The organism is Amycolatopsis sp. NPDC024027, assembly GCF_040638975.1.
Taxonomy (GTDB): Bacteria; Actinomycetota; Actinomycetes; order Mycobacteriales; family Pseudonocardiaceae; genus Amycolatopsis.
Genome location: NZ_JBEZYY010000002.1, coordinates 110,162 through 125,928, shown reverse-complemented (window position 1 = coordinate 125,928; position 15,767 = coordinate 110,162). Strand labels below are relative to the sequence as shown.

The window sequence follows — 15,767 nt, the reverse complement described above, 5'->3', positions numbered from 1 at the left end:
CCGCTCCCTACTTGCTCAGGTCCGCGAAGGACACGTTCGCCGCCTTGCCCTTGATCGTCACCGATCCGCTCTGCACCCGCACGCCGGTCGGGGTGACCGACAGCGGCAGGTCCTTCGTGCTGATCGAGACGTTGAAGTTCGGCATCAGCGCCTTCTGCACCGCCGCGGGGACCACAGTGGTCTCCTGGTTGTTCCCGAACTGCAGCCGCTTGGGCAGGAAGTTGATGGTTCCCTTGGCGGCGTCGGCTTCGATCATCGCGAAGCAGAAGATTTCCAGATCCTTGCCCGCGAACGGAAGGTGTCCCGAAATGCGGACACCGGTGCTCGACTCGTCCTGGTCGGCCTGGCCCTCGGTGGTCTTCGTCGGGGTCGGCGTGGGCTCGCTCTGCCCGGCGTCGCCGTTTTCGACGTATTCGCGGGTCGACGGCTCGATCCGCAGGTCCTTGATCTTGTCCAGCGGGGACAGGCGCGCCAGGTCGGCGGCCTTGATGGTGACCGCGCCGGTCAGCTGCCCGATGGTGATCGCCTTCGTGTTGCCGTTCGTGATGTCGGACAGCGGCGCCTTGACGTCCTCGAGTTCGGCGGTCACCGCGACGTCCTGCAGCTTGTTCGCGACCGGCAGGCCCGCGGCGGACACGCTGATGTGACTGTAGTCACCGCCGAGTGCCTGCGTGAGGAACGGGAAACCGTGGATCGTCACCGACGGGTCGTCGTTCAGCTGCAGCTGCGTGCGGGCCTTCTGCGAAATCATGTGCTCGGCGAACGCGGCGGCCCCGAAATCGGCGCCGACCAGCAGCAAGACCAGCACCACGAGGGCGATCACCCAGCGCCGGGCGCGGCGGCCGCGGCGTCGTGCGTCGGGCCTCGGTGCGGGTCGGTCGTCCCGGGTCACGGGCCTGCTCACCATCGCGTCCGTACTCCTGTTCTTCGGGGGCACCCGGGTTTCGCCAGGTGTGATCGATCCAGCAAGGGTTAGGTGCCCGGCCGTTCAGCCGCTATTCTCACTTAGCACCGACCAACGCCGCTTTGCGGCGACGACTCGAGAAGGCGGTGCGGCTGATGAGCCTGGACCTTCTGGTACTGACTGCGGAGGCCGACGCCACCACGGTGCTTCCCGCGCTGGACCTGCTGCCGCACACCGTACGCGTCCGGGCTCCCGAGGTGACGGCCCTGCTCGACGCCGGCCACCGTGACGTGATCCTCCTCGACGCCCGCAGCGACCTGGCCTCGGCGAAGAGCCTTTGCCGGCTGCTCAAGGGCACCGGCGAGGACGAGGCGGCCACCCCGATCATCGCGGTCGTCGGCGAAGGCGGCCTGGTGGCGGTGAGCGCCGAGTGGCGCACCGACGACATCCTGCTCCCGACCGCCGGCCCGGCCGAGGTCGACGCCCGGCTGCGGCTGGTCACCACCCGCGACGGCGGTTCCGCACAGGTCGACGCCGAGCTGCGGGTCGGTGAGCTGGTGATCGACGAAGCGACCTACACCGCGCGCCTGCGCAAGCGCACCCTCGAGCTCACCTACAAGGAGTTCGAGCTGCTCAAGTACCTCGCGCAGCACGCGGGCCGGGTGTTCACCCGCGCCCAGCTGCTGCAGGAGGTCTGGGGCTACGACTTCTTCGGTGGCACCCGCACGGTCGACGTGCACGTCCGGCGGCTGCGCGCCAAGCTCGGCCCCGAGCACGAGCAGATGATCGGCACCGTGCGCAACGTCGGCTACAAGTTCGAGCGGCCGGCCAAGAACGGCGGCCCGCGTCCGGGCGTGCCCGCGCAGGCGACCGCCGAAGCTCCCGCGGAGACTCCCGAACTCACCCACTGATCCCCCTTCCGCGCACGGAAGACGTCTCGCACAGCCGTCGCGTTGCCTCCGTCACGGGTACGGTCGGAGGGTGAGCGGAGACGGCGAGTGGCGCCAGGAACTGGACGAACAGCAGCTCGACGACGTGCGGCGGCTGCTGCTGGCCGTGCGCGAAGCCGACGGGCGGCCCGAGGTCGAGCCGGCGGGCGCGCTGCCCGGCGAGTTCGACGGCGGTGAGCACCTCGTCGCCTGCGTCGACGGCGAAGTCGTCGGCTACGCCCACCTCGACACCACGGGCGACTCCTTCGGGCACCAGGTCGCCGAGCTGTTCGTGCACCCCGCCCACCGCAACCGCGGCTACGGCGCGAAGCTGCTGCACGCGCTCGACGAGCGGGCCGCGGTCGGCTTCCGCGTCTGGGCACACGGCGACCACCCGGCCGCGCAGCGGCTGGCCCGGGAGGCCGGCCTCGAGCGCAAGCGCGAGCTGCTGATCCTGCAGGTCGACGTCGAGGGCTCGGACTGGCCGGAGCCGATCCTGCGCGAGGGAGTCTCGCTGCGGACGTTCGTGCCGGGGCAGGACGAGGACGCCGTCGTCCAGGTCAACGCGCGGGCCTTCGACTGGCACCCCGAGCAGGGGGCCCTGACCGCCGACGACGTCCGTGCCGACGAAGCACGTCCCTGGTTCGACGCCGACGGCTTCTTCCTCGCCGTGGAAAAAGACACCGCAAAGGGCAGCTCGGGAGACACAGTCATCGGCTTCCACTGGACGAAGGTGCACGAACCGACGCCCGGCCGGTTCGGCGGCGAGCGCGTCGGCGAGGTGTACGTCGTCGGCGTCGACCCGGCCGCGCAGGGCGGCGGGCTCGGGCGGGCGCTCACGCTCGCCGGGCTGCGGTACCTCGCGAGCCGCGGGCTGCGGCAGATCATCCTGTACGTCGAAGGCGACAACGCGGCGGCGCTGGCGGTCTACACCAAGCTCGGGTTCACGCGTCACGAAACCGACGTCCAGTACGGTCGGTGACCACGGTCGACGCCCTGCGAGCACGTCGTCACTGACGGCATACACGCAGGTCACGGCCCGGACACGGTGGCCTCTCGGGGTAGTAGCACTGCTCACATCCGGGGGTCTGTTCACTTTGCGTTCATTTGTTCACGGCCGACCGTCCATCAGCGCTGCCTAATGTCCGGTTCCGGCACGGCGACCACCGCCGCGGCCGAACCGGTGAAGCTCCTGATGGAGGAAACAGCAGTGAAGATCATGCGGCCCCTGAGCGCGGTCGGCATCGTGGCGAGCGCCGCTCTCGTGCTCGCTGCCTGTGGCACCGACCCCGCGGCGTCCAACAGCAGCGGCTCGAGCTCCGCTGCTGCCCCCGCCGCGACCGAGACCGCCGACGTCCAGTGCGGTGGCAAGAGCCCCCTGTCCGCGGAAGGTTCGTCGGCGCAGAAGAACGCCATCGACATCTTCACGCAGCAGTTCAGCAAGAAGTGCGCCGGCCAGCAGGTCAACTACAACCCGAGCGGTTCCGGCGCGGGCGTCAAGCAGTTCAACGCCAACCAGATCGACTTCGGCGGCTCGGACTCGCCGATCAAGGACGCCGACGCCGAGGCCGCCAAGGCCCGCTGCGCCAGCGACGCCTGGAACATCCCGCTCGTCGTCGGCCCGATCGCGGTCGCCTACAAGCTGTCCGGTGTGGAGAAGCTGACGCTGACCCCGTCGGTCACCGCCAAGATCTTCAGCGGCGCCATCACCAAGTGGAACGACCCGGCCATCAAGGCGGTCAAGGGCAACGAGAGCCTGAACCTGCCGGACAAGGCCATCCAGGTCGTGTCGCGCGCCGACGAGTCGGGCACCACCGACAACTTCCAGAAGTACCTGGGCGCGGCGGCGAAGGCCGACTGGACCAAGGGTGCCGGCAAGAAGTTCAACGGCGGCGTCGGCAACGGTGCGCAGGGCTCCAACGGCGTCGCGACCGCGGTGAAGGCCTCCGACGGTGGCATCACCTACGTCGAGGGCGCGTTCGCCAAGGACGGCCTGACCGCGGCCCTGATCGACAGCGGTTCCGGCGGTGTCGAGCTCACCTCGGCGAACGTGGCCAAGTCCCTGGACGCGGCGAAGTTCCTCAAGGAGGGCTCGAACGACCTCGCGCTCGACCTCAACGGCATCTACGCCAGCAACACCGCGGGTGCGTACCCGCTGCTGCTGACGACCTACGAGATCGTCTGCTCGAAGTACGCGAACCCGGACGTCGCCAAGGCCGTCAAGGCGTTCCTGACGGTGGCCGCGACCGCCGGGCAGCAGCCGCTGTCCGCCAAGGGCTACGTGCCGATCCCGCAGTCGCTGCAGTCCAAGGTCCTGACCGCGGTCAAGGCCATCTCCTGACCTGGTCTTGCGACTGTTCCCCGAAGTGATACAGGCTGGACAGAAGTAGTCGATGAGCGAGTCAAGCTCGACGCGAACGCCCACCGGCGACCCCGGTGGGCGTTCGTCGTCCGCCACAACGCCCCCGGAGGATCCGATTTCGGAGCAACGAGCCTCGACGGCGGCGCCGGAGCCGCCCGCGAGCGAGAAACCGAAGAAGGTGCGGCCCGGTGACCGCATCTTCCAGAACCTGACCACCGGGGCCGGGATCTTCGTCGTCGGCCTGATCGGCCTGATCGGGCTCTTCCTGCTCATCCAGGCGATCCCGGCGCTGCAGGCCAACAAGGGCAGCTTCCTCACCAACCACGGCTGGTCGACCAGCGACCCCGCGAACATGTCGTTCGGCATCCTCGACCTGCTCGAGGTGACCGTGGCGACGTCGTTCGTGGCGCTGATCATCGCGATGCCGGTCTCGCTGGGCATCGCGCTGTTCCTGACCCAGTACGCGCCGGCGCGGCTCGCACGGCCGTTCGGGTACATCATCGACCTGCTCGCCGCGGTGCCGTCGATCATCTTCGGCCTGTGGGGCATTCTGGTGTTCGCCCCGGCGATCGAGCCGTTCTCGCAGTGGATCAACGTCACGTTCTCGTGGTTCCCGCTGCTGGCGCCCGGCAACGTCGCGCCGAGCGTGCGCGGCACGATCTTCACCGCCGGCATCGTGCTGGCCGTGATGATCCTGCCGATCATCACGTCGCTTTCGCGCGAGGTCTTCGAGCGGACGCCGACCCCGCACATCGAGGGCGCGCTGGCGCTCGGCGCCACGCGCTGGGAGGTCATCCGGACCACGGTGCTGCCGTTCGGCAAGGCCGGGTACGTCGGCGCGTCCATGCTCGGCCTCGGTCGCGCGCTGGGCGAGACGATCGCGCTGGCCGTCATCCTGCTCATCCCGCAGGGCAAGAACTTCGACTGGAGCCTCTTCGACGGCGGCGCCACCTTCGCGTCGAAGATCGCCGCCAACTACAGCGAGTTCAACAACGAGATTTCGGCCGGCGCCTACATCGCGGCCGGCCTGGTGCTGTTCGTGCTCACCTTCGTCGTGAACTTCGCCGCGCGGTCCGTCATCGGCAAGAAGGGGCAGTGAGCATGTCCACCACCTCACTCGAAGCGCCCGCGACAACTCCCGCGTTCCAGCAGGTCAGCGCGGCCCGCAAGCTCAAGAACGGGATCGCGACCACGCTGGTCTGGTTCTCGTTCCTGATCGCCGTCGTCCCGCTGGTCTGGGTGCTGTACACGGTCGTCGCGAACGGCATCAAGCGCATCCCGTACTCCAACTGGTGGACGCAGGACCTGGGCAACTACCTGTCCGACGAGGTCGGCGGCGGCGTGCTGCACGCCATCATCGGCAGCCTGCTGCAGGGCCTGGTCTGCGCGATCATCGCGGTGCCGATCGGCATGCTGGTGGCGATCTACCTCGTCGAGTACGGCCGCGGCAAGCTCGCGAAGGCCACGACGTTCATGGTCGACATCCTCTCCGGTGTCCCCTCGATCGTCGCCGCGCTGTTCATCTACGCGCTCTGGATCACCACGTTCGGCCTGCCGCGCAGCGGTTTCGCCGTGTCGCTGGCCCTGGTGCTGCTGATGATCCCGGTGGTCGTCCGCTCGTCGGAGGAGATGCTGCGGATCGTCCCGGACGACCTGCGCGAGGCGTCGTACGCGCTGGGTGTGCCGAAGTGGAAGACGATCGTGAAGATCGTGCTCCCGACGGCGCTGTCCGGCATCGTCGGCGGCGTCATGATGGCGCTGGCCCGCGTGATGGGCGAAACCGCGCCGCTGCTGGTCCTGGTCGGCTACTCCGCCTACACGAACTGGGACATCTTCAGCGGCGAGCAGGCGGCACTGCCGTTGCTGATGAACAACGAGCGTGTCACCAACTCGATGGATCCCGGCTCGGTCGGCTTCGACCGGATCTGGGGCGCGGCGCTGACGCTGGTGCTCATCATCGCGCTGATCAACCTCCTCGCCACCGTGTTCGCGCGCCTTGTCGCCCCGAAGAAGAAGTGAGCTGTAAGCCATGGCAAAGCGAATCGACGTCAAGGACGTGGACATCTACTACGGCAAGTTCCACGCCGTCGACGGTGTCACCCTCTCCGTGCCGCCGCGCAACGTCACCGCGTTCATCGGCCCGTCGGGCTGTGGCAAGTCGACGGTGCTGCGCACGCTGAACCGCATGCACGAGGTCATCCCCGGCGCCCGCGTCGAGGGCGACGTCCTGCTGGACGGCGAGAACATCTACGCGTCGGCGGTCGACCCGGTCCAGGTGCGCCGCACGATCGGCATGGTGTTCCAGCGCCCCAACCCGTTCCCGACGATGTCCATCAAGGACAACGTCGTCGCCGGGCTGAAGCTGGGTGGCACCAAGGGCAAGAAGACCCTCGACGACATCGCCGAGCGCGCCCTGCGCGGAGCGAACCTGTGGAACGAGGTCAAGGACCGCCTGAACAAGCCGGGCGGCGGCCTTTCGGGCGGTCAGCAGCAGCGGCTGTGCATCGCCCGCGCGATCGCGGTCCAGCCGGACGTACTGCTGATGGACGAGCCGTGCTCGGCCCTGGACCCGATTTCCACGCTCGCGATCGAGGACCTGATCGGCGAGCTGAAGAAGGACTACACGATCGTCATCGTGACGCACAACATGCAGCAGGCGGCCCGGGTTTCCGACCAGACGGCGTTCTTCAACCTCGCCGGCGTCGGCCAGCCGGGCCGGCTGGTGGAGCTGAACGACACGGAGAAGATCTTCTCCAACCCGGACGAAAAGGCCACGGAAGACTACATTTCCGGTCGCTTCGGCTGAGTAGCCGTTGCTGCGGAAGGCCTTTCTCGCCGGCGCTCGGGGCCGGCGAGGAAGGTCTTCCTTTTTGTCCTAAGTGGAGCAACAAGAAAGCCCCCGGCCGTGGCCGGGGGCTTTCTCCGTTCGGTGCGGCTCAGATGTCTTCGTCGGAGCCGTAGCCCGGCATCTTGCCGGTGACCACGAAGATCATCCGCTTCGCGACCGACACCGCGTGGTCGGCGTAGCGCTCGTAGAAGCGGCCCAGCAGCGTCACGTCGACCGCGGCGGCCACGCCGTGCGGCCACTCGCGGTCCATCAGGACCGTGAACAGGTGGCGGTGGATGTCGTCCACCTGGTCGTCGTCGGACTCGAGCGTCTTCGCCGCTTCGACGTCCTTCGTCTTGATGACCTGCTCGGTCTGCCGGGCCAGCTTGACGGCGATCTCGCCCATCTCGGCGAAGTACGGCCGCACCGCGTCCGGCAGCACCGGATCGGGGTGACGGCGCCGCGCGGCCTTCGCCACGTGCAGCGCCAGGTCGCCCATCCGCTCCAGGCTCTCGGCGGCGTGGATCGCCGCGAGCACCGTGCGCAGGTCGGTCGCCACCGGCGCCTGCAGGGCCAGCAGCGCGTACGCCTGCTCCTCGCACTGGGCGCGGGCGTCGTCGACCTTGGCGTCGTCACTGATCACCTGCTCGGCGAGACCCAGGTCGGCCTCCAACAGCGACCGCGTGGCCCGCTCCATCGCTTCGGCGACCTGGACCGACATCGCGGCCAGGTTGACGGCGAGCTGTTCGAGTTCGACATGGTAAGCCTCACGCATGGCCCAACCCTACGGCCAACCGTGACCAAACACCGCATCGCCGGGTGAACCGCACGTGAACCCGGACTAACGATCCTCGCGGATCAGCCCGTGGTGGTGCTCTTGCGGGTGCTGGTCGTCTTCGAACTGCCGCTGCTCTTCGGCTTCGACGTGCTGGTCGGCGGGGCCTGCTCACTCACCGGGACCGGCGCCTTCGGGTCGGGCAGCGGAGTGTTGTTGCGCAGCGAGTCGAACAGCGCCTTCGTCTTGCTGACGACGAGGACCTCGTTGCCCCGGGTGTTGGCCATGCCGACCGTCGGGACGGTGAGGAAGGTGATCTTCGACTGGTCGAGGCCCTTCATCGACTGCGCCAGCGTCATCATCTGCTTGACGCCGAGGTTGTCCCCGAAGGTGGCCTTCGCGAAGGCGTTGATGAAGTCGGTGAGCTTGCCGGGGTCGAGCACGACGTCCGAGGACATGACCTTCTTCAGCAGCGCGCCGATGAACTCCTGCTGCCGCTTGATCCGGCCGTAGTCGGAGGTCGGGTCGCCCTTGACGTGCCGCGCCCGGACGAAGTTCAGCGCCTGGTCGCCGGAGATCGTCACCTCGCCGGTCTGCAGCAGCACCTTGCCGAGGATGCTGTCGTCGATCGGGATCTCGTTGTTGATGGTGACGCCGTGCACCGCGTCGACCATCTCCTTGAAGCCGTTGAAGTCGATGCCGACGAAGTGGTTGATCCGCAGCCCGGTGATCTGCTGGATCACCTTGGTCACGCACGCCGGGCCGCCGACCGCGTAGGCGGTGTTCAGCTTGGCGAACTTCGCGCCCTTGTAGACGTCGGCGGTCGTCTTGTTCTGGGCCGGGTCCCACTTCTGGCAGTCCGGGCGGTTGATCTCGAGGTCACGCGGGAACGACGTGACGACGACGCGCTTCCGGTCGGCCGGGATGTGCGCCACCATCACGGTGTCGCTCCGGGCGCCGGGGGTGCTGTCGGCGGTGCCGACGCCTTCCTCGGCGGACGCGCCGTCGCGCGTGTCGGAGCCGACCATCAGGAAGTTCTCGTCGTTGGCCTGCGCGTCGGCGTCCTGGATGTCGGCGGAGTTTTCGTCGAGCGCGGAGACCTGGGTGAACTTGGCGTCGAAGTAGGTCTGCGCCCCCCAGGCACCCCCGATCCCCAGGAAGACGAGCCCGGCCACGACGGCGGCGGCGATCCGCCCGAACCGGGCCGACCGGTCGAGCTTCCGCTGCTTCTTTTCCTGCAGCCGGGTCTGTTCCGCGTCGGCTTGAGCCTCTTCAGGAGCCGTGGTGACGACGCGGTGCAGGGCGGTGCGGGTGCTCTCGAGCAAGGAGGTGGGCGAGAGCCGTTCACGGCGTTCGCGCCGCTTGGCCTCTTCGGCTTCCATCTCGTCGTGGGCGGCGGAGAACCGGGCGAGGGTGTGATCGATCTTGCGACGGTACTGGGTCGCCTCGTCGATCGCTTCCATCTCATCGGTCATGGTCAGCGGATCGAGTTCGGCCCGCGACGGCACGGCGGAGGACCGCTGGGGCGCGGAACCGGCCTCAGCGGCGGCGCGCCGGACCCCATCACTGTCGGCGGCGGCGCGCTGAGGTGCGGCCGGCCCGTCCGCAGCGGGGCGGCGGCCTGCGGGGCCTTCGGCGGTGGCGCGCTGGGGGGTGATCCCGTCGGCTGCGGTGCGGCGGGGTGCGGGGCTGTCCGGTGTGGCGCGCGGGGGCGCTGCTGCGTCGGCCGGGCGCCGGGAGGCGGGGCTCGCCGGGCCGGGGCGCTGCTGGGCGGCTGCGTCGGCCGGACCTGCGATGCGGCGGCCTGCGGGGCCTTCGCCGGTGGCGCGCTGGGGTGCGGCTCCTTCGGCGGTGGTGCGGCGGGGTGCCGGGCTGTCCGGTGTCGGTCGCTGGGGTGCGGCCGCGTCGGGGCGGGGTGCGCGGCGCGGCGGGGTGCCGTCGGCCTGGGGGGCCTCGGGTGCCGGGCGGCGGAGGCGCCGGGGCGGCTGCTGCGCGGCCGACGTCTGCTGCGGGCCCGGGTTCGCCGCCGGCGGGCGCCTCTGGAGGGGGGCCTCCGGCTGCGGGGCCGCGGCCGTCGTGCGGCGGGGCTGGCGAGGTCGCGGGGCGCGCGGTTGACGAGTGGCGTCCGTGGGTACTGGGTCTTCAGCGGGCCCCTGTGCCGGCCTCGCGGCACGCGGCTGCGAGGACCGCGCCGGGGCCGCCGGCTCGGCGCCGTGCACCCGGCGTCCGGGCTGGTCGGAGCGGTCCTGCTGCTCGCGGGGCGGCACCGGGCGGACGCCGGTGGTCTTGGCGACGACGTCCGAGACGCTGATCCCGCCCTGGTCCTCCATCGACCGGCGCCGTCCGGGCCGGGGCCGCGCGGCACCGTCGAGGCGGCGACCGGTTCCCGGGCTGTCGAGCTCGTCCGGCACTCGGTCTCCTTTCGCGCGTTCGCAGGGGGTGGCTCCGACGTGGCCGTCTTCCCCCGCAGGAGGTGATCGTTCCCCCGGAGGTTTTCGTTATCGTACGGATACCCCCCGTTCGTGACGACACCCTCCCGGAATTTTCTTCACCTTGAGTCGACGAACGGCCGGTGTGCGTCGACAAACGGGTGATAGCCCTTGTCGGCGGACGGAGTAATGCGGCCTTTGCGTTACTCAGAGTGGGTTATTAACTGTGTCGTTTGCGCGTCGCGATAGACGACTTTGTTGCGGCCTGCGCGTTTCGCCGCATAAAGCAGGACGTCCGCGTGACGCAGCTGGCGCTCCGGTGACGCCGGTGGGCCGGGCTCGTGCGCCAGGCCGGCGCTGATGGTCACCTGAAGTCCCGGCTGGAGTTCTGACCAGGGGTGACGCGCGACGCGCAACCGGGCGTCGTCGACCACCCGGAGAGCGCCGCGGGCGTCGACCCCGGGCAGCCACAGGACGAACTCCTCGCCGCCGTAGCGGGCGCAGAAGCCGCCCGGCGGGAGGTTCTCCTGGAGAAGATCGGCGACCCGGCGCAGGACGCGGTCGCCGACGAGGTGACCGTACGTGTCGTTGATGCCCTTGAACCGGTCGAGGTCGATCAGCGCGAGCGCCAGCGGCGGACGGTCGGTGAACGGTCCGTACAGCCGCTCGTCGAGGTAACGACGGTTGTAACTCGACGTCAGCGCGTCGCGGAGGCTGCCGTCGCGGGCGATGGCCAGCGCGGACCGCAGGTGCTGGTAGGCGCGCCGCCAGTCGCCTTGGGTGGCGAAGAGACCGGCGATGGCCTCGTGCAGGCGGAGCAGGTCCGGCGGCTGCGGGCCGGCTGTCCGGCCCGGAGCGCCTTCGCCCTCGGCGACCATCCCCGCTTCCACCACCCCTTGGTTGTCGTCGTGGGGGCGGTCGCGCTTGAGGTGCCGGTGCGGAAGAAGGTGAATTTCGCTCAAACGGGACCCGGTCGGTGACTCTCCGGAGTATTGCGAGTTCAGAGTCCGGAGAACGGCTCGATGCCTTTGAGCTGCGAGAACTGGTCCTTCGCCCAGTAGCTCACATTGGCCGTCGCGTCTTCCAGTAACTCGATGTAGTCAGTCCAGGCGACCCAGCGCCAGTCGCCGACCTCCTCGGGGTTCGGCGCGGGCTCGGCGTCGGCCCAGGCGGCGAACACCGGGCAGAACTCGTTTTCGACGATTCCCTGGAACGGCGGCGTCCGGTAGCGGTAGTTCGGCAGCACGCAGTGCAGCCCGGACAGCGACGGCAGCCCGAGCTCGTAGCCGGCGCGGCGCCGGACGGCGTCCTCGAGGGCTTCGCCGGGCGCGGGGTGGCCGCAGACGCTGTTGGTCCAGACCCCGGGCCAGACCTTCTTGTGGAAAGCGCGCTGGGTGATCAGCAGGGCGTTGTCGCTGCGCCGCAGGACGTAGCACGAGAAGGCCAGGTGTAACCGGGTGTGTTCGTGGTGGCTGGCCAGCTTCGGGCCGGTCTCGCCGGTGGGCACGCCGTCCTCGGTGACGAAGACGACCTGCTCGGTCTCGGGTTCGGTCGCGATGTCCACGTGCCCCAGTGAACACGACGGGCCAGCCCGCGCCGTACCGCGAGGCGGGTGGGTTACCCGTGATCCGCCCGGCGGGGTGACGCGCCGTCACCGCGCGTGGAGGTGCTCCACGAGCAGCGTGGTGACGGCTTCCGGCGCCTCCTCGGGCGCCCAGTGCGTGACGTCTTCGAGCATTTCGAAGCGGTACGGCCCGGTGACCCAGTTGGCGGTGTCGAGCGCGGCGGTGGAGCCGAAGGAGACGTCCTCGGTGCTCCAGATGTACAGCGTCGGCACGACGATCTTGCCGATCTTCCCGCCGGGCCGCCCGGCCCGGTACCAGTTGAGGGCCGCGGTGAGCGCACCCGGCTCGGACAGCCGCCCCACGTAGTCGTCGACCTTCGACGGCGACACCCGCCGCTCGAACATCTCCCGCAGCGCGCGGCCGTCGTTTTCCAGCATCCGCCGTTCGGTGACGCGGGTCTGCCGCCACTCGGTCATGTACCGGCTGCGCAGGTACTGGTCCTCGTCGGTCTTCATGGCCTCGGCGAGCGCGGCGGGGTGCGGCGTGGAGACGACGCTGAGGCTGCGCAGCCGTCCGGGGTGCGCGTCGGCGGTCCACCAGGCGACGGCGCCACCCCAGTCGTGCCCGACGAGGTCGAACTTCGGCCACCCCAGCGCATCGGTGATGGTGACGACGTCCCCGACGAGGTGATCGATGGAGTAGTCGCTCGCCTGCTCGGGGCGCACGTTCGGCGAGTAGCCACGCTGATCCGGCGCGACCGCCCGGAACCCGAGCACCCCGAGCGTGGCGACCTGGTGCTCCCACTCGACCGCGGCTTCGGGAAAGCCGTGCAGCAACAGCACGGGCCGCCCGTCTTCGGGCCCGGCGGCGATGGCGTCGAAGGAACCGGCCTCGGTGGGGATGCTGATGTGGTCGATCACGGCCCGAATCTACTCGCTTGCTGCTGCGTACTAGCCGAGGCGCGTGGGTTGGGAGACCAGTCGCAGCTTGAGGTCGGGCCGTTCGGCGAGGGAGGTCAGATCGACCTCGTTGGTGTCGTGCAAGTGCAACTCTTGCAATGCGCTGAGGCCGGACACGAACCGAAGATCCGGAACGTAGACATCCCCGATGCTCAACAGCCGGAGCTTGGTCAAGGAAGGGAAAGAATTCAGGTCCAAGTTAGGGCATCGGTCGAAGGTGAGCTTCGTAAGGCTGCCGGACCAGCGGATCAGGTCGTGTACGTCGCGGAGGCCGGGGCAGCCATCGAAGATGAGCTCGTTCGGCTGGTCCAAAAAGGACAAAGGCTGCAAGTTCTCCAGCTCTGGCACCACCCAGTTCAGCGCCAGTGCCGGCAAGTGAGGCAAGGAAGCCAGCTCGGCAAGCTGACCGATGTCTTTGATGCGGCTCAGTTGGAGGAATTCCAGGTTCGGCAGCTCGGCAAGCCGTGCCCACCCGTGCGTCTCCGCCTCGGCGGCGATGACGCGCAGGCTGGGAATCTCGGCGAGGGGTCCGAGGTCGATCGAGAAAGAGAAGCTGCCGAAAAAGGCGATGCGTTCCAGCGAGGTGCTCACCAGTGAACTCAAGTCGAGTTCATCCGATTCGCCGATCCGGAGTTCCTTGAGCCGGGGTAGCTTCCCCACGAAGCTCAGGTCGCCGTGCGGCACTTCGCACCGGCATACGAGATGATCCAGGTGGCGCAGGTGCTCCAGGCCCGCGAACTCGGCTGGATCTTCGACGAACAGAACGTGGATCGGCAGGTCGGCCAGCACGCGTTCGGCGTATTCGACCGGATCGAACCGCTGCCGGGCCTCGATCAGCTCCTTGACCACAACCTCATCCCGAGCCCCGCGGTAGCGGGTCAGCAATTCCATGGCGCCGGCGCCGCCGATCAAGGCGATCGCGCGGATGGTCGCGGCCGTTGCCGCGGGGGTGTCGGGTTCACTGGCCGCCAAGAGGTCGAGAACGAACTCGCCCGCTGCTGCCAGCGCCTTGGCTTCCTCATGGTTGGACGGCGGGATCAACGTGCTGGCGCGGTCCTCGATCTCGTTGCGCAGTCGCTCGCTCAGCACTGGTGACGTCTCCAAGCACGCCAGCGCCACCAGGTCGAGTTTCAGCCGTTCCTGTTCGTCCGTGTCCCACTGGAGGATCCCGTCCAGCAGGAGCTCCCGCTGCGCGGGATGGGCGTGACCTGCCGCCAGGACCACCACTTCGCGCCACTCGTCCAGGCGGGCGTTCGCGGTCAGGATGCCGATGTCGTCCTCTTCGATCGCCGCCTGGGCGGCCAGGTACTCCTGGAACGTGCGGTGCACGAAGTCGATGCGGCCCGGGACCGGTTCGCGCAGCACGCCCCCGCGATCCAGCAGGTGGCGGAACACCGTGTGCGGCGTGACGTCGATCTGGCCCATCGAACGCAGCTTCGCCGTGATGCGGGCTTCGGCGTCGGCGGCCGGGACGTCCGTGTGGCCGTTGCGGACCAGCCAGTACGCGAGGCTTCGCAGCAGCACCAGCTTCTCGGTCAGCGAAAGCCGGACCGGGGCTTCGATCTTTCGCTCGATGTCGCGGCTGTCGAGCAGCATGCGCAGCGCGACTTCGTACAGCTCCATCCGGTTTTCCGGGAGCCGTCCGTTGCCCTGGTGGTGCAGTGCGCAGAGCAACGCGCACAGCAGCGGGTTCTCGGCGATCCGCCGCAGCGCGCTGCGGGCGCCGATGGCCGTGATCAGGGCGTCGCGTTCTTCGTCGAGCGGCTCGCCCGGCAGCGCGTGGTGCCAGCGCGTGACGAACGTCCGGACATCGCGCGGAGTCATCGGCTGGAGCCGCACCTCGGTGAACCCCTCGCGGCTCAGCCAGCCGGCGGCCACCGCGGCCGGGCGCGTGGTGACGACGAACCGGGCGCGGGGGAACACGCCGACGAGTTCGCGCAGCCACTCGTGCACCTCGCGACGGCGCTCGTCCGGAACCTCGTCGAGGCCGTCGACGAGCACGACGGCCCGGCCGTCGCGCAGGTGCCGGTGCACCCAGCCGGGCGGCATCTCGTCGGCGATGTGCCTGCCGACCTCGTCGAGGAAGCGTTCCGGTGCCGGCAGCGGCGAGTGGCTGAACCGACGCAGCCGCACCAGGAACGGCTCGACGTCTTCCCAGCCGCCGACGTTCCGCAGCTGCCGGCTCGCGCACTGGACGGCCAGCCACTGCAGCAGCGTGGTCTTGCCGGAGCCTGCTTCGCCGCGAAGGAGGATCTTCGACGTCCGCGGCAGCACGTGCTCGATCCGGTCGCCGGGGGCGTCCCCGTCGGACGTGACGCTCAGGCTCAAGTAGGCGACCGACAGCGGGTACAGCCGGGTCGCCTCCGTCAGGCCCGCGCCGTACAGCTCCATCCGGTCGAGCTTCGTCACGACCTGGCGGCGGAAGTCCGCGGCGAAGTCGTCCGGATGACGACGTTCGGGCAGCGTCGCCAGCACGTTCCGGACCGTCTCGAGGATCTCCGTCTCGCGCTGGAGGATCTCGACGAGTGCGCCGGGCTGGAAGCGCGGCAGAGTGCTCGTCACCTGCACCAGGTAGGCGCAGCATTCCCGCAGCACCCGCCGGTACAGCTCGGTCGCGTCGGCCGAGAGGAGCCTGGTGACGCGAGGGACGGTCCGGAGCAGGTAGCGGTAGAGGTACGCGGCGTCGAGGTCGGCGTCGAACAGGTCGTCATCGGTCAACGCGGCGCATTCGAACGTCTCGCGCACCGCCTCCACCGCGGCCGTTCGCTCGTTTTCCGGCACGGCACGGAACTCGACATCGAGGAACGGCAGCAGCCTGTCGGCGACGCGGTCTTCGAGATTGGTGAACAACAGTCGCAGCTTGCGGCGGTCGTTGAGGCCGGTGACCTGCTTCTCCAGCAGATCGAGCGCCTTGGCCGTGGCGTCGGCGGCGACTGAGCGATCCCCGAGCCAGATCTTCGCGGCCGCCTTCACCACCGCAGTCGTCAACGCGATCGCCGAGGCTTCGATGCTCACCG

General features: G+C 69.1%; 13 protein-coding genes. 6 read left to right on the top strand and 7 right to left on the bottom strand.

The window, feature by feature from the left end:
* Positions 1–7: 7 nt before the first annotated feature.
* A complete protein-coding gene (locus tag AB0F52_RS05400; RefSeq protein WP_360164839.1) occupies positions 8–907 on the bottom strand; it encodes a DUF2993 domain-containing protein in 900 nt (299 codons plus the stop codon).
* A gap of 152 nt (positions 908–1,059) precedes the next feature.
* Here AB0F52_RS05400 and AB0F52_RS05395 point away from each other — a divergent pair, with 152 nt between their 5' ends.
* The 6 genes from AB0F52_RS05395 to pstB all read left to right on the top strand — a co-directional run bounded on the left by AB0F52_RS05395 (position 1,060) and on the right by pstB (position 7,001).
* Positions 1,060–1,815: a response regulator transcription factor gene (locus AB0F52_RS05395; protein WP_360164837.1), complete on the top strand. Its 756-nt coding sequence runs from the start codon at positions 1,060–1,062 to the stop codon at positions 1,813–1,815.
* 70 nt (positions 1,816–1,885) lie between these two features.
* Positions 1,886–2,815: a mycothiol synthase gene (gene mshD / locus AB0F52_RS05390; protein WP_360164835.1), complete on the top strand. Its 930-nt coding sequence runs from the start codon at positions 1,886–1,888 to the stop codon at positions 2,813–2,815.
* A gap of 228 nt (positions 2,816–3,043) precedes the next feature.
* Complete coding sequence (gene pstS, locus AB0F52_RS05385; RefSeq protein ID WP_360166544.1) at positions 3,044–4,174, top strand: phosphate ABC transporter substrate-binding protein PstS; 1,131 nt, start codon at positions 3,044–3,046, stop codon at positions 4,172–4,174.
* Between the two features lie 199 nt (positions 4,175–4,373).
* Entirely contained in the window at positions 4,374–5,294 is a 921-nt protein-coding gene (pstC, locus tag AB0F52_RS05380; protein WP_360166541.1) for a phosphate ABC transporter permease subunit PstC, read from the top strand.
* A gap of 2 nt (positions 5,295–5,296) precedes the next feature.
* Positions 5,297–6,214: a phosphate ABC transporter permease PstA gene (gene pstA / locus AB0F52_RS05375; protein WP_360164833.1), complete on the top strand. Its 918-nt coding sequence runs from the start codon at positions 5,297–5,299 to the stop codon at positions 6,212–6,214.
* Positions 6,215–6,224: 10 nt separating this feature from the next.
* On the top strand, positions 6,225–7,001 hold the full coding sequence (gene pstB / locus AB0F52_RS05370) for a phosphate ABC transporter ATP-binding protein PstB (RefSeq protein ID WP_103337881.1): 777 nt from the start codon (positions 6,225–6,227) through the stop codon (positions 6,999–7,001).
* A 130-nt stretch (positions 7,002–7,131) separates the two neighbouring features.
* Here the strand turns inward: pstB and phoU are convergent, their stop codons facing one another.
* The 6 genes from phoU to AB0F52_RS05340 form a co-directional block, all read right to left on the bottom strand.
* Entirely contained in the window at positions 7,132–7,797 is a 666-nt protein-coding gene (gene phoU, locus AB0F52_RS05365) for a phosphate signaling complex protein PhoU (RefSeq protein WP_360164831.1), read from the bottom strand.
* Between the two features lie 83 nt (positions 7,798–7,880).
* The gene (locus AB0F52_RS05360) at positions 7,881–10,208 is read right to left on the bottom strand and encodes an LCP family protein (protein WP_360164829.1); all 2,328 of its coding nucleotides are present in this window, start codon (positions 10,206–10,208) and stop codon (positions 7,881–7,883) included.
* 221 nt (positions 10,209–10,429) lie between these two features.
* Entirely contained in the window at positions 10,430–11,104 is a 675-nt protein-coding gene (locus AB0F52_RS05355; RefSeq protein ID WP_360166538.1) for a GGDEF domain-containing protein, read from the bottom strand.
* Between the two features lie 122 nt (positions 11,105–11,226).
* On the bottom strand, positions 11,227–11,790 hold the full coding sequence (gene idi, locus AB0F52_RS05350) for an isopentenyl-diphosphate Delta-isomerase (protein WP_360164827.1): 564 nt from the start codon (positions 11,788–11,790) through the stop codon (positions 11,227–11,229).
* 87 nt (positions 11,791–11,877) lie between these two features.
* Positions 11,878–12,711, bottom strand: coding sequence for an alpha/beta hydrolase (locus AB0F52_RS05345; RefSeq protein WP_360164825.1), 834 nt, complete (start codon positions 12,709–12,711; stop codon positions 11,878–11,880).
* Between the two features lie 30 nt (positions 12,712–12,741).
* Positions 12,742–15,765 carry an NACHT domain-containing protein gene (locus AB0F52_RS05340; RefSeq protein WP_360164823.1) on the bottom strand — a complete coding sequence of 1,008 codons (3,024 nt, stop codon included), beginning with the start codon at positions 15,763–15,765 and terminating at the stop codon, positions 12,742–12,744.
* Positions 15,766–15,767: the final 2 nt, after the last annotated feature.